General features: G+C 56.4%; 14 protein-coding genes. 13 read left to right on the forward strand and 1 reads right to left on the reverse strand.

Annotation, left to right across the window (positions count from 1 at the left end; genetic code table 11):
- The first annotated feature begins 1 nt into the window (after position 1).
- The 3 genes from F3J37_RS11545 to F3J37_RS11555 all read left to right on the forward strand — a co-directional run bounded on the left by F3J37_RS11545 (position 2) and on the right by F3J37_RS11555 (position 5860).
- The gene (locus F3J37_RS11545; protein ID WP_166933490.1) at positions 2-1744 is read left to right on the forward strand and encodes an ABC transporter permease; all 1743 of its coding nucleotides are present in this window, start codon (positions 2-4) and stop codon (positions 1742-1744) included.
- Entirely contained in the window at positions 1732-2850 is a 1119-nt protein-coding gene (locus tag F3J37_RS11550; protein ID WP_166933492.1) for an MBL fold metallo-hydrolase, read from the forward strand. Before F3J37_RS11545 ends, F3J37_RS11550 begins: the two co-directional genes overlap by 13 nt.
- Positions 2851-3016: 166 nt before the next feature.
- Positions 3017-5860 carry a sensor domain-containing protein gene (locus tag F3J37_RS11555; protein WP_166933493.1) on the forward strand — a complete coding sequence of 948 codons (2844 nt, stop codon included), beginning with the start codon at positions 3017-3019 and terminating at the stop codon, positions 5858-5860.
- A 170-nt stretch (positions 5861-6030) separates the two neighbouring features.
- On the opposite strand, the gene ftnA is transcribed toward F3J37_RS11555, so the two are convergent.
- On the reverse strand, positions 6031-6540 hold the full coding sequence (ftnA, locus tag F3J37_RS11560) for a non-heme ferritin (protein ID WP_166933494.1): 510 nt from the start codon (positions 6538-6540) through the stop codon (positions 6031-6033).
- Between the two features lie 238 nt (positions 6541-6778).
- Between ftnA and F3J37_RS11565 the strand changes: the two genes are divergently transcribed.
- The 10 genes from F3J37_RS11565 to deoD all read left to right on the forward strand — a co-directional run bounded on the left by F3J37_RS11565 (position 6779) and on the right by deoD (position 17459).
- A complete protein-coding gene (locus F3J37_RS11565) occupies positions 6779-7882 on the forward strand; it encodes a M20 peptidase aminoacylase family protein (protein ID WP_166933495.1) in 1104 nt (367 codons plus the stop codon).
- A 344-nt stretch (positions 7883-8226) separates the two neighbouring features.
- Positions 8227-9816: a peptide chain release factor 3 gene (prfC, locus tag F3J37_RS11570; RefSeq protein ID WP_166933496.1), complete on the forward strand. Its 1590-nt coding sequence runs from the start codon at positions 8227-8229 to the stop codon at positions 9814-9816.
- 259 nt (positions 9817-10075) lie between these two features.
- The gene (gene osmY / locus F3J37_RS11575; RefSeq protein ID WP_166933497.1) at positions 10076-10663 is read left to right on the forward strand and encodes a molecular chaperone OsmY; all 588 of its coding nucleotides are present in this window, start codon (positions 10076-10078) and stop codon (positions 10661-10663) included.
- Positions 10664-10757: 94 nt separating this feature from the next.
- Positions 10758-10919, forward strand: a complete 162-nt coding sequence (locus F3J37_RS11580; protein ID WP_007893192.1) for a DUF1328 domain-containing protein — start codon at positions 10758-10760, stop codon at positions 10917-10919.
- A 178-nt stretch (positions 10920-11097) separates the two neighbouring features.
- The gene (locus F3J37_RS11585; RefSeq protein ID WP_166933498.1) at positions 11098-12150 is read left to right on the forward strand and encodes a patatin-like phospholipase family protein; all 1053 of its coding nucleotides are present in this window, start codon (positions 11098-11100) and stop codon (positions 12148-12150) included.
- Entirely contained in the window at positions 12147-12923 is a 777-nt protein-coding gene (locus F3J37_RS11590; RefSeq protein ID WP_166933499.1) for a TatD family hydrolase, read from the forward strand. Before F3J37_RS11585 ends, F3J37_RS11590 begins: the two co-directional genes overlap by 4 nt.
- Positions 12924-13215: 292 nt before the next feature.
- A complete protein-coding gene (gene deoC / locus F3J37_RS11595) occupies positions 13216-13995 on the forward strand; it encodes a deoxyribose-phosphate aldolase (protein WP_166933501.1) in 780 nt (259 codons plus the stop codon).
- Between the two features lie 79 nt (positions 13996-14074).
- A complete protein-coding gene (gene deoA / locus F3J37_RS11600) occupies positions 14075-15397 on the forward strand; it encodes a thymidine phosphorylase (protein WP_166933502.1) in 1323 nt (440 codons plus the stop codon).
- Between the two features lie 91 nt (positions 15398-15488).
- A complete protein-coding gene (deoB, locus tag F3J37_RS11605) occupies positions 15489-16712 on the forward strand; it encodes a phosphopentomutase (protein WP_034828490.1) in 1224 nt (407 codons plus the stop codon).
- 33 nt (positions 16713-16745) lie between these two features.
- Positions 16746-17459 carry a purine-nucleoside phosphorylase gene (deoD, locus tag F3J37_RS11610; RefSeq protein ID WP_034828492.1) on the forward strand — a complete coding sequence of 238 codons (714 nt, stop codon included), beginning with the start codon at positions 16746-16748 and terminating at the stop codon, positions 17457-17459.
- The last annotated feature ends 229 nt before the right edge of the window (positions 17460-17688 follow it).

The following is a 17688-nucleotide window of genomic DNA, read 5'->3' on the forward strand; positions in this document are numbered from 1 at the left end:
CATGAGCGTGGTGAGCAACGAATGGCGTAACGCGACGCGTGGCGGTCAACGCTGGCGTCTCAACAGTGAAAAGCTGATCCTGACACTGATGGTGCTGCTGATTGGCTTGCTGTCGGTAGCGCCGCTGCTGCGACTGGTGTGGACGGCGATTGCCCCTCAGGGCGTGCCGGATATGGCTCGGTTAACGCGCCTGATAGCCAGCGACCGCGTGCTGATTGCCAGTGGCAATACGTTGCTCATCGCCTTTAGCTCGACCCTGATTTCGGTGCTGCTCGGCACCGCCGCCGCCTGGCTGGTGGCGCTGAGCGATTTGCGCGCCAAAACCGCCTGGGTGTTTGCCTTTATCCTGCCGCTGATGATTCCGCCGCAGGTCACGGCGCTGGCGTGGCTTCAGGCGCTGGCACCGTCCAGCCCATTAGCACTGCTGTTTGGTTCGCTCGGCTTGCCGTGGTTTGCGCCCGGCGAACAGCCACTCTATTCGCTGAGCGGCATCGTGCTGCTGCTCGGTACACACAACGCGCCACTGGTGTTTCTCACCGTGCGCGCGGGTTTACGTCGCTTACCGGCCGATTTAGTCGAAGCGGCGCAGATCAGCGGCGCCTCCAGGATGCGCGTGCTGTTCACCATCATTCTGCCGCTGGCGCGTCCGGCGATCTTTGCCGGGGCCGCGCTGACCTTTGTCGCCGCTGCCGGTAACTTCGGTATTCAGGCGATGCTGGGTATTCCCGCCCGCGTGCCGACGCTGATCACGCTGGTCTATCAGCAGCTCAACGGCATTGGTCCGAGCGCCTTACCCAATACCGCCGTTTACGCGCTGCTGATTGCCGTGATCACGCTGGCGGGTATGGCGGCCAGCGCCTGGCTCGGTGGGCGTCATGATGTGCGCGTCAACGGTGCGCCGCGCCTGTGGCAGCAAACGCTAGGGCGCGGGCGCATGGCGATTGAAGGTACCGCCTGGCTGTGGATGGTGCTGACGCTGCTGCTGCCGGTCAGTGCGCTGCTGATCACTGCACTCACCAGCGGATATGGTCAGGCACTCACCTGGCAAACGCTGACGCTGGAGAACTTCCGCAGCGCGCTATGGGGCTATCCGGCGGTGCGCCATGCCTTTATGACCAGCCTAGGGCTGACTACGCTGGCGGCGATGATTCTGACGTCCACCGCGCTGTTCCTGGCGTATTTCCTCAGCTGGCGACGGACCAAACTGGTGCGCGGCCTGTGGCTGGCCAGTGAACTCACCTATGCCTTGCCTGGCATTGTTACCGGTGTCGCCGCGATGCTGTTCTTCCTGCGCCCGCTGCCGATAATCAATGTGTCGCTGTATGGCACGGTGTGGATCATCCTCGCCGCGTATCTGGCGAACTTCCTTGCGCTGGTGCTGCGCCCAACGCTGGCAGGCTTCGCGCAACTGGAACCGGCGCTGGATGAGGCGGCACGCTTGTGCGGTGCCAGCTTTATGCGCCGCATGCGCGATATTTTACTGCCGCTGGCTGCGCCTTCTGCGCTGGCGGGCACGGTGCTGGTGTTCCTCACCGCACTGAATGAAATCCAGGTTTCGGTATTGCTGGTCACCTCGCAAACCCAAACCATCGGACCCACCATCGTGTTCCTCGACGAAGGGGGCTCCGCCTCGCTGGCGGCCGCGGTAGGCTGCCTGATGATTCTGGTCGTGTGTTTGCTGATGGGATTGGCAACGCGGCTGGCGCGGCGTCTGCCGCAAGGGGTTTTACCATGGCAAGCTTAACGGTTATCAGCGGTGTGGGCGGCAAGCTGCCCGCGGCCTTTTTGGTTGAGATGGAAGGCTATCGCCTGCTGTGGGATCTCGGCGCTGGTCCGCAACCCGGCGTGCGCCCGGATATCCGCGCCATTGGCCGGGTTGATGCGTTGTGTTTGACCCACTCGCACATTGATCACGCCGCCTCGCTCGACTGCTGGGCGCAAATCGGCTCACCGCCGGTGTACGCCACCGAGCAAACCTGGTTGCAGTTGGCTAACGTGGCGGTGCCGATGTATGCGCGACGTTTGTTACCGCTACGCGGGCAAACGGCCATTGGCCCGTTAAATCTGTTTACCGGCCGCAGCGGCCATTCACCGGGTTCGGTATGGTTCCATCTGCCGATTGCCGGTGGCATCACCTATATGGGCGACTGGAGCCGCGAAGCGCTGCTGTTGCCGTTTGACTGCCCGCCGTCGGCAAAACTATTAATCACGGATGCTTCTTACGGCGACCGCACGAAGCGGTTGTGCGAACAAATGGATGCACTGGCGATGGCCGCCACCCACGGCGCGGTGGTTGCCGTGCCAGAGCATGGTCGCGGCCCGGAAGTGGCTTTACAGCTCACCGCACGGGGGCTGGCGGTTCAGCTCTGCCCGCAAATTCGCAGTGAGGTCGCGCAACTGCTGGCGATGGACAAACTGCCCGCCACCACGGCGCTGGGATTGGTGCGCTTGTTGAAACAGCCGCAGCCGGAACAATGGCGGCCTGCAGATGTCATTGTGGCGGCCGATGCGGTGGCCGACAGCGGCTTAGCCGCGCAGCTCAGTGCTCAGCCAGGCTTTAAGCTGATTTTCAGCAGTCACGTTGCGCCCGGCACACGCGCTGCGCGACTGCTGGCCGAGCAGCAGGCACGCTGGCTGCCGTGGAACGTCCATCCGCCGCTTGACGATCAGCTATGGTTAATTGAGAAAACCGCTGCCCAGCGCGTGATCCCGGCCTTTATTGCGGCGGCAGAGTGCCCGATTTTAGCGACACGCGCGCCATTATGCTGGCAAGCGCATCTCCCCCTGCAATGCCATCTGGATAGTCCGCGTTTTCCCCAGGAGCAGCGTCAACGTAGCAGAATATATTGAGTATCCCGCTGAATGTTTTTTCGCCATTGCCGATAACCTGACTACCAACTTTTGTCTGTGGACGATTAACGCTTGTCAGCGCTGCGCTTTTGCGTTTAAGTCTCCACGGTAATTAAGATTTTTCTTAAGAAGCAATTAATACCAGGCCAGCAATAGGCGAACAACAATGAATAATAACTCTGACGTCATGTACCGGCTGCTGGTGCAGAGCGTGGTGGATTATGCCATTTACATGCTCAAACCCGATGGCACCGTCGCCAACTGGAATGCAGGAGCGCAACGCGCCAAAGGTTATACGCCGGACGAAATCGTCGGCAAAAATTTTGCGCTGTTCTATAGCGAAGAAGATCGTAAAAACGGGGCGCCGCAGCGCGGGCTTTCAATAGCGACAGCGGTGGGGCGCTTCGAAACCGAAGGCTGGCGTTATCGTAAAGATGGCAGCGCCTTCTGGGCACATGTGGTGATTGATGCGATTCGCGACGACTTCGGCGAACTGCTGGGCTTTGCCAAAATCACCCGCGACTGCACGGTTCAGCAAGAACAGCAGCGCAAACAGCAGGAACAGGAGCAACGTTTCCGTTTATTAGTTGAAGGCGTAACGGACTACGCCATCTACATGCTTGATCTCGACGGTAACGTCGAAAACTGGAATGCCGGCGCGCAGCGTGCCAAAGGTTATGTGGCCGAAGAGATTGTTGGTCAGAACTTCTCACGCTTCTACAGTGCGCAGGACCGCAAAAATCATATCCCAGAGAAAAACCTCAGCACCGCTTTCAAAACCGGGCGCTTTGAGGATGAAGGCTGGCGCTATCGCAAAGATGGCAGCGCGTTCTGGGCACATGTGATCATCGATGCGATTCGTGATGATGCGGGCAAGCTGATTGGCTACGCCAAAATCACCCGTGACTGCACCGAGCAGCGCGAGCTGCAACGCAAACAGCAGGAATACGAGAAAACCTTCCGACTGCTGGTGGAAGGTGTGACTGATTACGCTATCTACATGCTGGATCTGCAGGGCCGTGTAGTGAACTGGAACGCCGGGGCACAGCGTGCCAAAGGCTATCTTTCCGAGGAGATTGTCGGCCAGCATTTTTCAGTGTTTTACGGTTCTCAGGAGCGCATCGCCAACACGCCGGAAGCCAACCTGGGTATCGCGCTGAAAACCGGTCGCTTCGAAGATGAAGGCTGGCGCTATCGTAAAGATGGCTCGGCGTTCTGGGCGCATGTGGTGATCGATGCTATCCACAATGAAGATGGCAAGATGATCGGCTTCGCCAAAATCACGCGTGATGTCACCGAGCGTCGTGAGAATGAACAGCAACTGCTGCGCGCGCGGGATCTGGCGCAGGCGCAGAGCGCTAAGATGTCTGAGCTGTCTGGTTTCCTGGACACCATTATCAGCAATATCCCTTCGTGCGTGATTGTGGAAGACGCCATCAGCCGCGAAATTTTGATGGTTAATGACAAAGCCGAGCAGCTGTTTGGCGTCAGTAAATCTTTGATTATGCACAAGCGTCCGCACGAGTGTATGTCGGCGGAGCTGAGCGACTATTTCAACAGCCTGGCGGATATCGCGCTGCGCAGCGAAGGTATCCATTCACGCGAGCAGCTGCTGCTGACCGCAGGCGGTGATCGTATTCTGCAAACCCGCGCCACCACCATCAGTGGCAAAGATATGCGTCAGAACTACGTGATGCTGATTGTTGAGGACGTTACCGATCAGCGTGAAGCCGATGCGCGTATTCACCATATGGCGCACCACGATAATCTCACCAGCCTGCCAAACCGTATTCTGTTCCGGCAGAAGCTGAGTGAAGCGCTGCGCCAGGATAATCAACACCATGCGCTGAGCGCCACGCTGTGTCTCGATCTCGATAACTTCAAGAACGTTAACGATGCGCTGGGCCATCAGATTGGTGACGATCTGCTGCGCGTGGTGGCAAAACGCTTGCGCAGTGCGCTGCGCGACCATGACACGCTGGCGCGTATTGGCGGCGATGAGTTTGCTATCGTGCTGCCGAATATCAATAACGCGCAGGAAGCGGCGGTGGTGGCACAGCGCCTGATTGAAGCGATCCGTCCGCCTATCAACGTTGAAGGGCACAACCTTTCCGTGGGCTTAAGCGTGGGCATTGCGTTGACGTCACAGGTCACCAACACGCCGGAGCACATGCTGCGCTGTGCGGATATGGCGTTGTACGAAGCCAAACGCAACGGACGTAACCGCTATGAACACTTCACCATGGAAATGGATGATGTGGCGCGCAGTCGCCGCGTGATTGAAAACGATCTGCGTGAGGCCATCACCGGGCGTCAGCTGAAACTCTACTATCAGCCGATCACCAATGAGGACGAAATCATTGGGTATGAGGCGCTGATGCGCTGGCACCATCCGGTTAAGGGTTTGATCATGCCGAATGATTTTATCTCGATTGCCGAAGAGACCGGGCTTATCCATATGCTGGGCGCTTATGCGCTGTATGAAGCCTGCCGCGAGGCACAGAGTTGGGGCACCGAGCAGTCTGTGTCGGTTAACCTGTCGCCGCTGCAGTTCAAGAACAGCTCGCTGGTGTCGGTGGTGGAAGGCGCGTTGCGTGAATCCGGGCTGGCTCCGCATCGCCTCGAAGTGGAGATCACGGAATCGGTACTGCTTGATGACACGCTGGGCAATATCCGCACCCTGCAAAGCCTGAAGGCGATTGGCGTGCAGATTGCACTGGATGATTTCGGTACCGGCTATTCATCGCTGAGTTATCTGCGATCCTTCCCGTTCGACAAGATCAAAATCGACAAGTCGTTTATCAACGATATGGGTGACAGTCGCGAAGCGCTGGCGATTATCCGGGCGATCACCGGCATGAGCCGCAGTCTGGATATTCAGATCACTGCCGAAGGGGTGGAGAGCAGCGAGCAATTCGCCAGGCTGCGTGAAGAGGGTTGTACCTTATTCCAGGGCTATTTCTTTGGCCGCCCGCAGCCTTCAGAACTGCGTCTGAAAGAGCTGGAGTAAGCGGTCGCCATGTATGGCGATGCGACAACGTAGGTGGTGCATTGATGCGCTCCTTGTTGAGTCTATGTTCCTGATCGTTTGTACGCTCGTCGCCATCTAAGCGTACGATTTCAGCATAAAAAACGCCCGGCATTGCCGGGCGTTGTGTTTTCAGCTGTGTGTCGTCTTTATTATGACTGGCCGTGGCCTTCGACGTTCATGCGGCCCAGGTCTTTGTCCACCAGGAACAAGCCTTCGCCTTTGTTGCCCACCATCGCCAGTTTATCCAGTACGGTTTTGAACAGCTTCTCTTCTTCGTGCTGCTCAGCCACATACCACTGCAGGAAGTTGAAGGTTGAGTAGTCCTGAGACATCAACGCGGTGTGTACCAGGTCGTTGATGCGCTGCGTGATCAACTGCTCATGCTTCAGCGCTTCTTCCAGCACGTCATTCAGTGAGTTCCAGCTAACGGCAGGGGCGGCAATGCTGCCCAGCACCGGCAGAGAACCGGCATCGCTAACGTAATCGAACAGGCGCTGCATGTGCTCCATCTCTTCGCGAGAATGCATCTTCAGGAAAGAGGCAGCACCTTCAAAACCTTTGTCGCTGCACCATGCGCTCATCTGCAGATACAGGTTGGCTGAGAAGAATTCGAGGTTCAGTTGATCGTTCAGGCGAGAGGTCATTTCAGCAGTTAACATGGCTGAGTCCTTTTTAATTTGTCAGGTGAAGTACGGTGAATTATGCATCAATCTATACTTTTTTGTGAAGGCTTTTTCGACAAAAAGTTGAAATTATCTTATTGATTGTAAATGGAATTATTTCATTTATTGAATGCGAGGAGTTCTCAGTTTTGACTCATTTTCATTCACGCTGGATTGATTATAGCCGTACATCGGCGGATGCTGTGATGAGCCTTTACTTGTCAGGAGCTTAGCGGTGTCGAACGTATTAGATCATTACCATTACCTGCATGAAATCCCGGAACTGGGATTCGAAGAATTCAAAACTTCCGCCTATATCGCCGACCAGCTTGAGCAGGCTGGCATCAGCGTGACGCGCGGCATTAATCACACCACCGGCATCGTGGCGGAAATTGACAGCGGCGTGCCGGGTCCGGTACTGGCGCTACGTGCAGATATGGATGCACTCGGCCACATCATTAACGGCGTCGCCTGTGCGCGCCACACCTGCGGCCATGATGGGCACTCTTCGGTGGTGCTGACGGCGGCGCAGGAACTGCTGAAAGAGGGCGCGATCAAGCGCGGCAAGCTTAAGCTGCTGTTCCAGCCTGCGGAAGAACTCGGTGCGGGTGCGTTATCGATGATTGAGGGCGGTGCGCTGGAGGATGTCGAGATGATCCTCGGTTTCCATGTGCGTCCACTGGAAGAGTGCCATGTCGGACAAGCCACGCCAGCCGTGCTTTATTCGGCGTGCAGCACGCTGGAAGCGACGATCAAAGGTGTGCCTGCGCATGCCGCGCGCCCACATTTGGGCGTGAATGCGCTGGATGCCGCAGTACAAGCGGTGCAGGCGGTGAACAGTATCCATCTGGCGCCGGGTCTGACATGGAGCGTGAAAGCCACGCGCTTCTTGTGTGATGCCGGTGTCACCAACTCGGTGCCGGATGAGGCGCGCGTGGTGTGGGATCTGCGTTCGCAGGAGAACGCACCGATGGAGGTGCTGAAACAGAAAGTGACGCAGGCGATTCAGCACAGCGTGGCTGCATTGGGTGCGAGCGCTGAAGTGGTGGTACTGAAAGAGATGCCGGCGGCGGAGATTCACGAAGAGGCCACTGCGGTGATCCGGGCAGCGATCGTCGATGTACTGGGGGAAGAAGGGCTGCTCGACACCAAATCCACGCCAGGCAGTGAAGACTTCTTCTACTACCCGGTGAAAAGACCGCAGGTGAAAGCCGGTTTCTGGGGGCTGGGTACCAATCTGGTGCCGGGCCTGCATCATCCTGATATGCGTTTTGAACTGAGTTCGCTGGAGATCGGGGTGAAGATCTTTAAGGCGGCAGTGGTGCGCGTATTGGGTTAGTCGTGTGTCGTTTCCCACACCCCAGCCTCTCCCGCAAATGGGCGAGGCTGTAACCCTGAATGAAAGCCTCGCTCGAGCAGTCTCTTCTTCTCGCTTGCAGGAAAGCGGCAGGGCGAGGGTGTACACAGGTTCCATCCCACGATTTCCCCGCCTGCTGAAATATTGTATGCTATGCCGCCTTAATGCTGACTGGATAACCGGACTGCCGCCAATGTAGATCGCGCACATCTTGCTGTGAACTGACGCCACTGCGTCACCATTGGTTCCGTTATCCCCCGGCTTTGCCCGGAACGATTTATTCGCAGCGCGCCGCCCGCGCGTTGCCCTTGAAGAAGAATTCACACATGTCTATTGCTTCCTTTTTAGATGAAGTGGCGCGCCGCCGTACGTTTGCGATCATCTCGCACCCGGATGCCGGTAAAACCACCATTACCGAAAAAGTGCTGCTGTTCGGGCAGGCGATCCAAACCGCCGGTACCGTCAAAGGCCGCGGCTCCAGCCAGCATGCTAAATCTGACTGGATGGAGATGGAGAAACAACGTGGTATCTCCATTACCACTTCGGTGATGCAATTCCCGTATCGTGACAGTCTGGTGAACCTGCTGGATACCCCAGGGCACGAAGACTTCTCTGAAGATACCTACCGTACGCTGACGGCGGTTGACTGCTGTTTGATGGTGATCGATGCCGCGAAAGGTGTTGAAGATCGTACCCGTAAGCTGATGGAAGTGACCCGTCTGCGCGATACGCCGATCATCACCTTTATGAACAAACTTGACCGTGACATCCGCGATCCGATGGAACTGCTGGATGAAGTTGAGAGCGAGCTGAAGATTGCCTGCGCGCCAATCACCTGGCCGATTGGCTGCGGTAAGCTGTTCAAGGGCGTGTATCACCTCTACAAAGATGAAACTTACCTGTATCAAACCGGTAAGGGCCATACCATTCAGGATGTGCGCATTGTCAAAGGTCTGGCGAACCCGGATCTCGACGCGGCAGTGGGTGAAGACCTGGCACAGCAACTGCGTGATGAGCTGGAACTGGTGCAGGGCGCGTCCCACGAGTTCGATCAGGAGCTGTTCCTGAGCGGTGAAATTACCCCGGTGTTCTTCGGCACCGCACTGGGTAACTTCGGCGTCGATCATATGCTCGATGGCTTAGTGGCCTGGGCACCGACGCCGATGCCACGTAAAACCGATGCGCGTCTGGTGGAATCCAGCGAGGAGAAATTCAGCGGCTTCGTGTTTAAGATCCAGGCGAATATGGATCCGAAACACCGTGACCGTGTTGCTTTCATGCGTGTGGTTTCTGGCAAGTACGAGAAAGGCATGAAGCTGCGCCAGGTGCGTACTGGCAAAGACGTGGTGATCTCGGATGCGTTGACCTTTATGGCCGGCGACCGTTCGCACGTAGAAGAAGCTTTCCCTGGCGATATCATCGGCTTGCACAACCACGGCACCATTCAGATCGGCGACACCTTTACCCAGGGTGAAACCATGAAGTTCACCGGTATTCCGAACTTCGCCCCGGAGCTGTTCCGTCGTATTCGTCTGCGCGATCCACTGAAGCAGAAACAGTTGCTGAAAGGTCTGGTTCAACTGTCGGAAGAGGGGGCGGTGCAGGTGTTCCGCCCGGTGCACAACAACGATCTGATCGTGGGTGCGGTCGGTGTGCTGCAGTTTGAAGTGGTTGTGGCGCGTCTGAAAAGCGAATACAACGTTGAAGCGATTTATGAAGCCATCAACGTCGCGACTGCCCGCTGGGTTGAGTGCAACGATGCGAAGAAATTCGACGATTTCCAGCGCAAAAACGAAGTGAACCTGGCGCTGGATGGCGGTGATAACCTCACTTACATCGCCCCGACCATGGTGAACCTCAACATCACCCAGGAACGCTATCCTGACGTGACGTTCCGCAAAACGCGCGAACATTAATCCCGCCTCACAACCAGGGTCAGTGATTTTCACTGGCCCTGTTTTTATCCTACAGACTGTTCCTATTTACGCTGCGTTTATCGCTTTTTGGCGAGATATCAACCACAAAAGCCAGCAAAACCTGTAATCCCTACTATGATTATCCTGTCGGACGAGAAAAGAGACCTCTGGTTTCATTACGTCCATCAATGCAGCAACGCCGTTTGTTGCTGGCGCATTCGCAGTTGCGAGTGAGTTAACTGATAGAAGGATGATATCGATGAATAAGACTAAGATTGCCAAAACCCTGATTGCTGCACTGGCCACTACGGCTCTGATGGGCGGCGCAGCCTATGCTGCGGATACCAGCAGCACGGGTTCTAAAATCGATAGTTCTATGAAAAAAGTCGATGGTTTTATGGATGACAGCGGCATCACCGCCAAGGCCAAAGCGGCACTGGTGGATGATGAAGCGATTAAAAGTACGGATATCTCAGTGAAAACGCATCAGGGCGTGGTCACGCTGAGCGGCTTTGTCGCTTCGCAGGATCAGGCGGAAAAAGCCGTGGCGCTGGTGCAAAAAGTTGAGGGTGTGAAATCCGTCAGTGACAAACTGCACGTTAAAGACAGCAAAGAGACCACACTGAAAGGTTATGCGGGGGATACCGCAACCACCAGTGAAATCAAAGCTAAGCTTTTAGCAGATGACATTGTGCCATCGCGCAACGTGAAGGTGGAAACCACCGATGGCGTGGTGCAGTTATCAGGAGAAGTGGCGAACCAGGCACAGTCCGATCGTGCTGAGAAAATCGCCAAAGCCATTGAAGGCGTCAAAAGCGTGAAGAATGACCTGAAGGTGAAATCTTAACGCGAGCGAGCGGCACTGCTTCGGTGCTGTTTCGTAATAAAAACAATGTTGTATGAATAAGCAGTTCGATTTTCACTACGGTAAGGAGAGGCTTATGTTTCGTTGGGGTATTATCTTTCTGGTCATCGCTCTGATTGCTGCAGCGTTAGGTTTCGGCGGTCTGGCGGGTACGGCAGCATGGGCAGCTAAAATTGTCTTCATTGTCGGTATTATTCTGTTCCTCGTAAGCCTGTTTACCGGGCGTAAACGACCCTGACCGATTGCGTTAACACAACGCTAACCCGCGAGTCACTAAAGCGGAGACCAGTCATTTGCGGCATAATAGGCAGCCGCACCGATTGCACGATGCAATAGGTCAGGGAATGACAATGACTGGTTCTCCGGGATGCTGCCGTCAGCGGCTCCCTCAGAGCAGGAAAACTGAGGGACATCCATTGGGAATACGCATCCCGGTGTCACTGGACACCTTTGAGCCCCTGGCGCTCACCCCATTTAAATCCAAAAAAATTGCCCTGGTCTGCGAAGGCGGCGGTCAACGCGGCATCTTCACCGCAGGCGTCCTTGATGAGTTTCAGCGCGCCGATTTTAACCCGTTTCAATTGATGCTGGGCACCTCCGCAGGGGCACAAAACCTGTCTGCGTTTGTTTGCGCCCAACCGGGCTACGCGCGCCGCGTCATCACGCGTTATACCACCAGCAAACTGTTTTTTGATCCGTTGCGCTTTGTGCGCGGTGGCCATCTGATCGATCTCGACTGGCTGATCGACATCACCAAACAAGAATTTCCCTTGTCGCTCAGCAATGCCGAAGGACTGTTTGCCAAAGGCAGCGAGTTCTATATGTGCGCCTGTCGCGGTGACGATTACCGCGCCGAATATTTCAATCCCACCAGCCTGAACTGGCACGACGTGATCAAAGCTTCCAGCGCCATTCCGGGGTTCTATCGCAGCGGCGTACTGATGGATGGGGTGAACTATCTGGATGGCGGCATTAGCGATGCCATTCCGGTGCGTGAAGCGGCACGACGCGGTGCCGATACCATTGTGGTGATCCGCACCGTGCCATCACAAATGTCTTACACGCCCAAATGGTTCAAACGTATGGAGCGCTGGCTGGGTGACAGCGCACTGCAGCCGATGATCAACATCCTGCATCACCATGAAGAGAGCTATCGTGAGATTCAGCAGTTTATCGAACAGCCGCCAGACGACCTGCGCATCATTGAAATTTACCCGCCGAAACCGCTGGCGAGTATGGCGCTGGGTAGCCGTTTGGCTTCACTGAATCAGGATTACCTTTTAGGACGCCGCAGCGGCCGCTATTTCCTCGCGACGCTAGGTCAATGGCTGAGCGATGCCGAACCGTTCCTGCGCCAGACTACCGTGACACCACCGGCCGCCGTGGCGAATGCACCAGACAATCGCGCCGTGCATACGCCGCCGCTGGCGGATAATGATGCCGATTTTGATGCAGGATCGCTGGCATGAGATTTATCGACACCCACTGTCATTTCGATTTCCCGCCTTTTGTCGATGACGCCGCAGGCAGCATCGCCCGTGCGGCGCAGTCGGGTGTGGAACGCATCATTGTACCGAGCGTGGATGCCAGCCGCTTTGCGTTGGTCAGCCAACTGGCGAAGCAGCATGACGCGCTGTACGCCGCATTGGGCCTGCATCCGATCAATATTGCCGTGCACCAGGATGCGCATCTGGATCAGCTGGAGCAGTGGCTGCAAACGCCGGATAGCAAGCGCGTGGCGATCGGCGAGATCGGCCTCGATCTCTATATGCAGGACGCGCAGTTTGATAAGCAAACGCGTTTACTGGATGCACAGCTTAAACTGGCGAAAAAATACGATTTGCCGGTGATCCTGCATTCGCGTCGCACCCACGATCAGCTGGCGCTGCATTTGCGTCGCCATGATTTACCGCGCCGTGGCGTGGTACACGGTTTTGCTGGCAGCCAGCAGCAGGCGGAACGTTTTATCCAGCTTGGCTATGCGATCGGCGTGGGCGGCACCATCACCTATGAACGCGCCAGTAAAACCCGCAACACTATTGCTAATCTGCCTCTCACCTCACTGTTACTGGAAACCGATGCGCCTGATATGCCGTTGCAGGGTTATCAGGGGCAGCCCAACCGTCCTGAGCGCGCGCGTAACGTGTTTGATGTGCTGTGTCAGTTGCGCAGTGAATCGCCCGATATCATTGCCGATATGCTGTGGCAGAACAGCCTGCGCGTGTTTGCCCTGCCTGCCTGACCTCCTCCCGACACAATCTGGATTTGCCGCGGTTTTGGCGGGTATTGGCTACAGTAATAAAATCGGCATTACCCTTTTCTGCCCTTTTTTGTGATAATATTCACAACCTGTATTGCGCCTGAAAACGGGTGTGCTGGCGGTTATTTGTGACTTGAATCACTAAATAATTGTATTCATATGACGAATTTTCTTTTTTCATGTGACATGAAGCGCAATTCATTCAGGTGTGGTTTGTTAGAATTATCACATTATCCGGTGGGCGTCGTCTGCCGGTCACCTTTTGGAGAGCATCATGACCGATCTTAAAGCGGCCGCACAACGCGCCCTGCAACTGATGGATTTGACCACCCTGAACGAAGATGACACCGATGAGAAGGTGATCGCGCTGTGTCATCAGGCGAAGTCGCCAGCCGGTAACACTGCGGCCATTTGCATCTATCCGCGTTTCATCCCTGCGGCACGTAAAGCACTGCGCGAGCAGGGCACGCCTGATATTCGCATCGCCACGGTCACCAACTTCCCGCACGGCAACGATGACGTTGAGATCGCGCTGGCAGAAACCCGTGCGGCGATTGCATACGGTGCAGACGAAGTGGACGTGGTCTTCCCGTATCGCGCGCTGATTGCCGGCAATCGCGACATCGGTTTTGCGCTGGTGAAAGCCTGTAAAGAAGCCTGCGCCGCTGCCAACGTGCTGCTGAAAGTGATCATCGAAACCGGTGAACTGAAAGAAGAAGCGCTGATTCGCGCCGCTTCTGAAATCGCTATCGATGCCGGTGCGGATTTCATCAAAACCTCAACCGGTAAAGTGCCGGTTAACGCCACGCCAGAAGTGGCGGCGATCATGATGCAGGTGATTCACGATAAAGGCGTGCAGCAGCAGGTGGGCTTCAAGCCTGCGGGCGGCGTGCGCACGGCGGAAGATGCCGCGATCTATCTGAAGCTGGCGGATGACATTCTGGGCGAAGGCTGGGCGGATGCGCGCCACTTCCGCTTTGGCGCTTCAAGCCTGCTGGCGAGCCTGCTGAATACGCTGGGCCACGCGACAGCGACCAGCAAAGCGGGCTACTGATCCCAGCCTCAGGGTCGCCATCAATGGCGACCCAAATAATGTTTGGTGCATTTCACAGCAATCTCCCGGGGAGGCAACCTTGTTCCTGCCACAAGAAATTATTCGAAAAAAACGCGACGGCCAGCCACTGAGCGAAGCGGAGATCCGTTTCTTTATCAATGGCGTGCGCGACAACAGCGTATCAGAAGGTCAGATTGCCGCGCTGGCAATGACCATCTACTTCCACGATATGAATCTTGAAGAGCGCGTGGCGCTGACCATGGCGATGCGCGATTCTGGCTCGGTGCTCAACTGGAAGTCGTTGAACCTCAACGGCCCGATTGTTGATAAGCACTCCACCGGCGGCGTGGGCGATGTGACTTCGCTGATGCTCGGCCCGATGGTGGCAGCGTGTGGCGGTTATGTCCCGATGATCTCCGGGCGCGGCCTCGGCCACACCGGCGGCACGCTGGATAAGCTGGAAGCCATCCCCGGTTTCGATATCTTCCCGATCGACGATCGTTTCCGCCAGATCATCAAAGATGTCGGTATCGCGATTATCGGCCAGACCAACTCACTGGCCCCCGCCGATAAACGTTTCTACGCCACGCGTGATATCACCGCTACCGTTGACTCGATCCCACTGATTACCGCCTCGATCCTCGCCAAGAAACTGGCGGAAGGACTGGATGCGCTGGTGATGGATGTGAAAGTCGGCTCCGGTGCTTTTATGCCGACCTTTGAAGCCTCGGAAAATCTGGCGCAAGCGATTGTTGGCGTGGCGAACGGCGCGGGCTGCAAAACCACTGCGCTGCTCACTGACATGAATCAGGTGCTGGCATCCACCGCCGGTAATGCGCTGGAAGTCCGCGAAGCAGTGCAGTTCCTCACCGGCGAGGCGCGCAACCCGCGCTTGCTGGAAGTGACCATGGCGCTGTGCTCGGAAATGCTGATCTCCGGCAAGCTGGCCGACAACGACGCCGAAGCACGACAGAAATTGCAGAACGTGCTGGATAACGGTAAAGCGGCGGAAGTGTTCGCGCGCATGGTGGCGGCGCAGAATGGTCCGGTGGATTTCATCGAGCGGATGGACAGCTATCTGCCTGCACCGACCCTGAGCAAAGCGGTGTATGCCGATCGCGACGGGATTGTCAGCGCCATGGATACCCGTGCGCTGGGCATGGCGGTGGTGTCGCTGGGTGGGGGGCGTCAGCGTGCCAGCGACAGCATTGATTACAGCGTGGGCTTAAGTGAGATGACCACGCTCGGCACGCAGGTTGATGCACAGCGCCCGCTGGCGGTGATTCATGCCGCGTCGGAAGCGCAGTGGCAGCAGGCTGCGGAAGCGGTCAAAGCAGCTATCACGTTGAGTGATAGCGCGCCTGCGGAAACGCCGGTGGTCTATCGCCGCGTCAGCGAGTAACGCTTCTTCGTGCCAGGCAGCGGCCATTCGGGTATACTGATCTGATCGCTTTTTTTTGACTTGTCATCGCGCCATTGCGCAGGAGACTTGCATGAAACGTGCTTTTATTATGGTTCTCGACTCCTTCGGGATCGGCTCCAGCAAAGACGCCGATAAATTCGGTGATGAAGGATCGGATACGCTCGGCCATATCGCCGAAGCGTGCTTCGAAGGCCGCGCCAATGAAGGTCGCGAAGGCCCGTTGCATCTGCCCAACCTGACCGCGCTCGGTCTGGGTAAAGCCGCTGAACTCTCTACCGGCCGCTTCCCGCCAGGCCTCGACGCCAATGCTGAAATCATTGGTGCCTACGCTTACGCCAGCGAACTGTCATCCGGTAAAGATACGCCGTCAGGCCACTGGGAAATCGCCGGCGTGCCGGTACTGTTTGACTGGGGCTACTTCAGCGACAAAGAGAACAGCTTCCCGCAGGAGCTGCTTGACGTGCTGGTAAAACGCGCCGATTTGCCGGGTTATCTTGGTAACTGCCATTCGTCCGGTACGGTGATCCTCGACCAGTTGGGCGAAGAACACATGAAGTCCGGCAAGCCGATTTTCTACACCTCGGCGGACTCGGTATTCCAGATTGCCTGTCACGAAGAGACCTTTGGTCTGGATCGTCTGTACGAACTGTGCGAAATCGCGCGTGAAGAACTGACCAACGGTGGCTACAACATCGGCCGTGTAATTGCGCGTCCGTTTGTCGGCGACAAAGCGGGCAACTTTGAGCGTACCGGTAACCGTCACGATCTCGCCGTGGAACCCCCTGCGCCAACCATGCTGAAAAAGCTGGTGGACGAGAAGGGCGGCGAAGTGATCTCCGTGGGTAAAATTGCGGATATCTACGCCGAGCAGGGCATCACCCAGAAAGTGAAAGCTACCGGGCTGGATGCACTGTTTAACGCCACCATCGAGCAGATGAAAAAGGCGCCGGACAATTCCATCGTCTTCACCAACTTCGTTGATTTTGACTCCACCTGGGGCCATCGTCGCGATATCGCCGGATATGCGGGGGGTTTAGAGTTCTTCGACCGTCGTTTGCCGGAGCTGATGGCGCTAGTGAAAGAGGGTGATATTCTGATCCTCACCGCCGACCACGGTTGTGACCCAAGCTGGAAGGGCACCGAGCACACGCGCGAGCACATCCCGATTTTGATTTACGGTCCAAAAGTGAAGCCGGGATCGCTGGGTTATCGCGATACCTTTGCGGATATCGGCCAGACCATTGCGAAGTATTTTGGCCTGTCCAGCATGGACTACGGCAAAAGCCTGCTGTAAAACAGCCCACCAATTTTAAAAAGGAAAATAACCATGGCAACGCCTCATATTAATGCAGAAATGGGTGACTTCGCGGACGTGGTGCTGATGCCGGGCGATCCGCTGCGCGCTAAGCACATCGCAGAAACCTTCCTGGAAGATGCGGTTGAAGTGAACAACGTGCGCGGCATGCTGGGTTACACCGGGACGTACAAAGGCCGTAAGATTTCGGTCATGGGCCACGGTATGGGTATTCCATCCTGCTCGATCTACACCAAAGAGCTGATCACCGATTTCGGCGTGAAGAAAATCATCCGTGTCGGTTCCTGCGGCGCGGTGCGTGCCGATGTGAAACTGCGTGACGTGGTGATTGGTCTGGGTGCCTGCACCGACTCCAAAGTGAACCGTATGCGTTTCAAGGATCACGACTTCGCGGCGATTGCGGACTTCGACATGGTGCGTAACGCGGTTGATGCCGCCAAAGCGCTGGGTGTGGACGCACGCGTGGGCAATATCTTCTCTGCTGACCTGTTCTATACGCCAGATCCGCAGATGTTCGACGTAATGGAGAAGTACGGCATCCTCGGTGTGGAAATGGAAGCGGCCGGTATTTACGGCGTGGCGGCGGAGTTCGGGGCGAAAGCGCTGACCATCTGCACCGTGTCGGATCATATCCGCACGCACGAGCAGACCACGGCGGCTGAGCGCCAGACCACCTTCAACGATATGATCAAGATCGCGCTGGAGTCGGTGCTGCTGGGGGATTAATCCCGTCTGTTTTGTTCGGTGCGCTTCAACGCGCACCTGACGAAACCCACCCGCGCACAGGGTCGTCATGGGTGGCGACCTTGTTCTTCTTCGCGCGAAATGAATCCTGCCATTTATCACCACCTCGTTACTCACCGCTCGGAATCATCGATACCACTCAGGGTGACCTGAACCTCTCCTCGTAAACATCTGACACACTTTTACCCAGGCTTGTGCATCTTCGTGCTGG

The sequence above is a fragment of the Candidatus Pantoea communis genome, from assembly GCF_011752685.1.
Taxonomy (GTDB): domain Bacteria; phylum Pseudomonadota; class Gammaproteobacteria; order Enterobacterales; family Enterobacteriaceae; genus Pantoea; species Pantoea communis.

Excerpts from the sequence above, each read along its gene's own strand:
- F3J37_RS11545 (WP_166933490.1), top strand. The coding sequence starts at position 2 with ATGAGCGTGGTGAGCAACGAATGGCGTAACGCGACGCGTGGCGGTCAA.
- F3J37_RS11550 (WP_166933492.1), top strand. The coding sequence starts at position 1,732 with ATGGCAAGCTTAACGGTTATCAGCGGTGTGGGCGGCAAGCTGCCCGCG.
- F3J37_RS11555 (WP_166933493.1), top strand. The coding sequence starts at position 3,017 with ATGAATAATAACTCTGACGTCATGTACCGGCTGCTGGTGCAGAGCGTG.
- ftnA (WP_166933494.1), bottom strand. The coding sequence starts at position 6,540 with ATGTTAACTGCTGAAATGACCTCTCGCCTGAACGATCAACTGAACCTC.
- prfC (WP_166933496.1), top strand. The coding sequence starts at position 8,227 with ATGTCTATTGCTTCCTTTTTAGATGAAGTGGCGCGCCGCCGTACGTTT.
- osmY (WP_166933497.1), top strand. The coding sequence starts at position 10,076 with ATGAATAAGACTAAGATTGCCAAAACCCTGATTGCTGCACTGGCCACT.
- F3J37_RS11580 (WP_007893192.1), top strand. The coding sequence starts at position 10,758 with ATGTTTCGTTGGGGTATTATCTTTCTGGTCATCGCTCTGATTGCTGCA.
- F3J37_RS11590 (WP_166933499.1), top strand. The coding sequence starts at position 12,147 with ATGAGATTTATCGACACCCACTGTCATTTCGATTTCCCGCCTTTTGTC.
- deoC (WP_166933501.1), top strand. The coding sequence starts at position 13,216 with ATGACCGATCTTAAAGCGGCCGCACAACGCGCCCTGCAACTGATGGAT.
- deoB (WP_034828490.1), top strand. The coding sequence starts at position 15,489 with ATGAAACGTGCTTTTATTATGGTTCTCGACTCCTTCGGGATCGGCTCC.
- deoD (WP_034828492.1), top strand. The coding sequence starts at position 16,746 with ATGGCAACGCCTCATATTAATGCAGAAATGGGTGACTTCGCGGACGTG.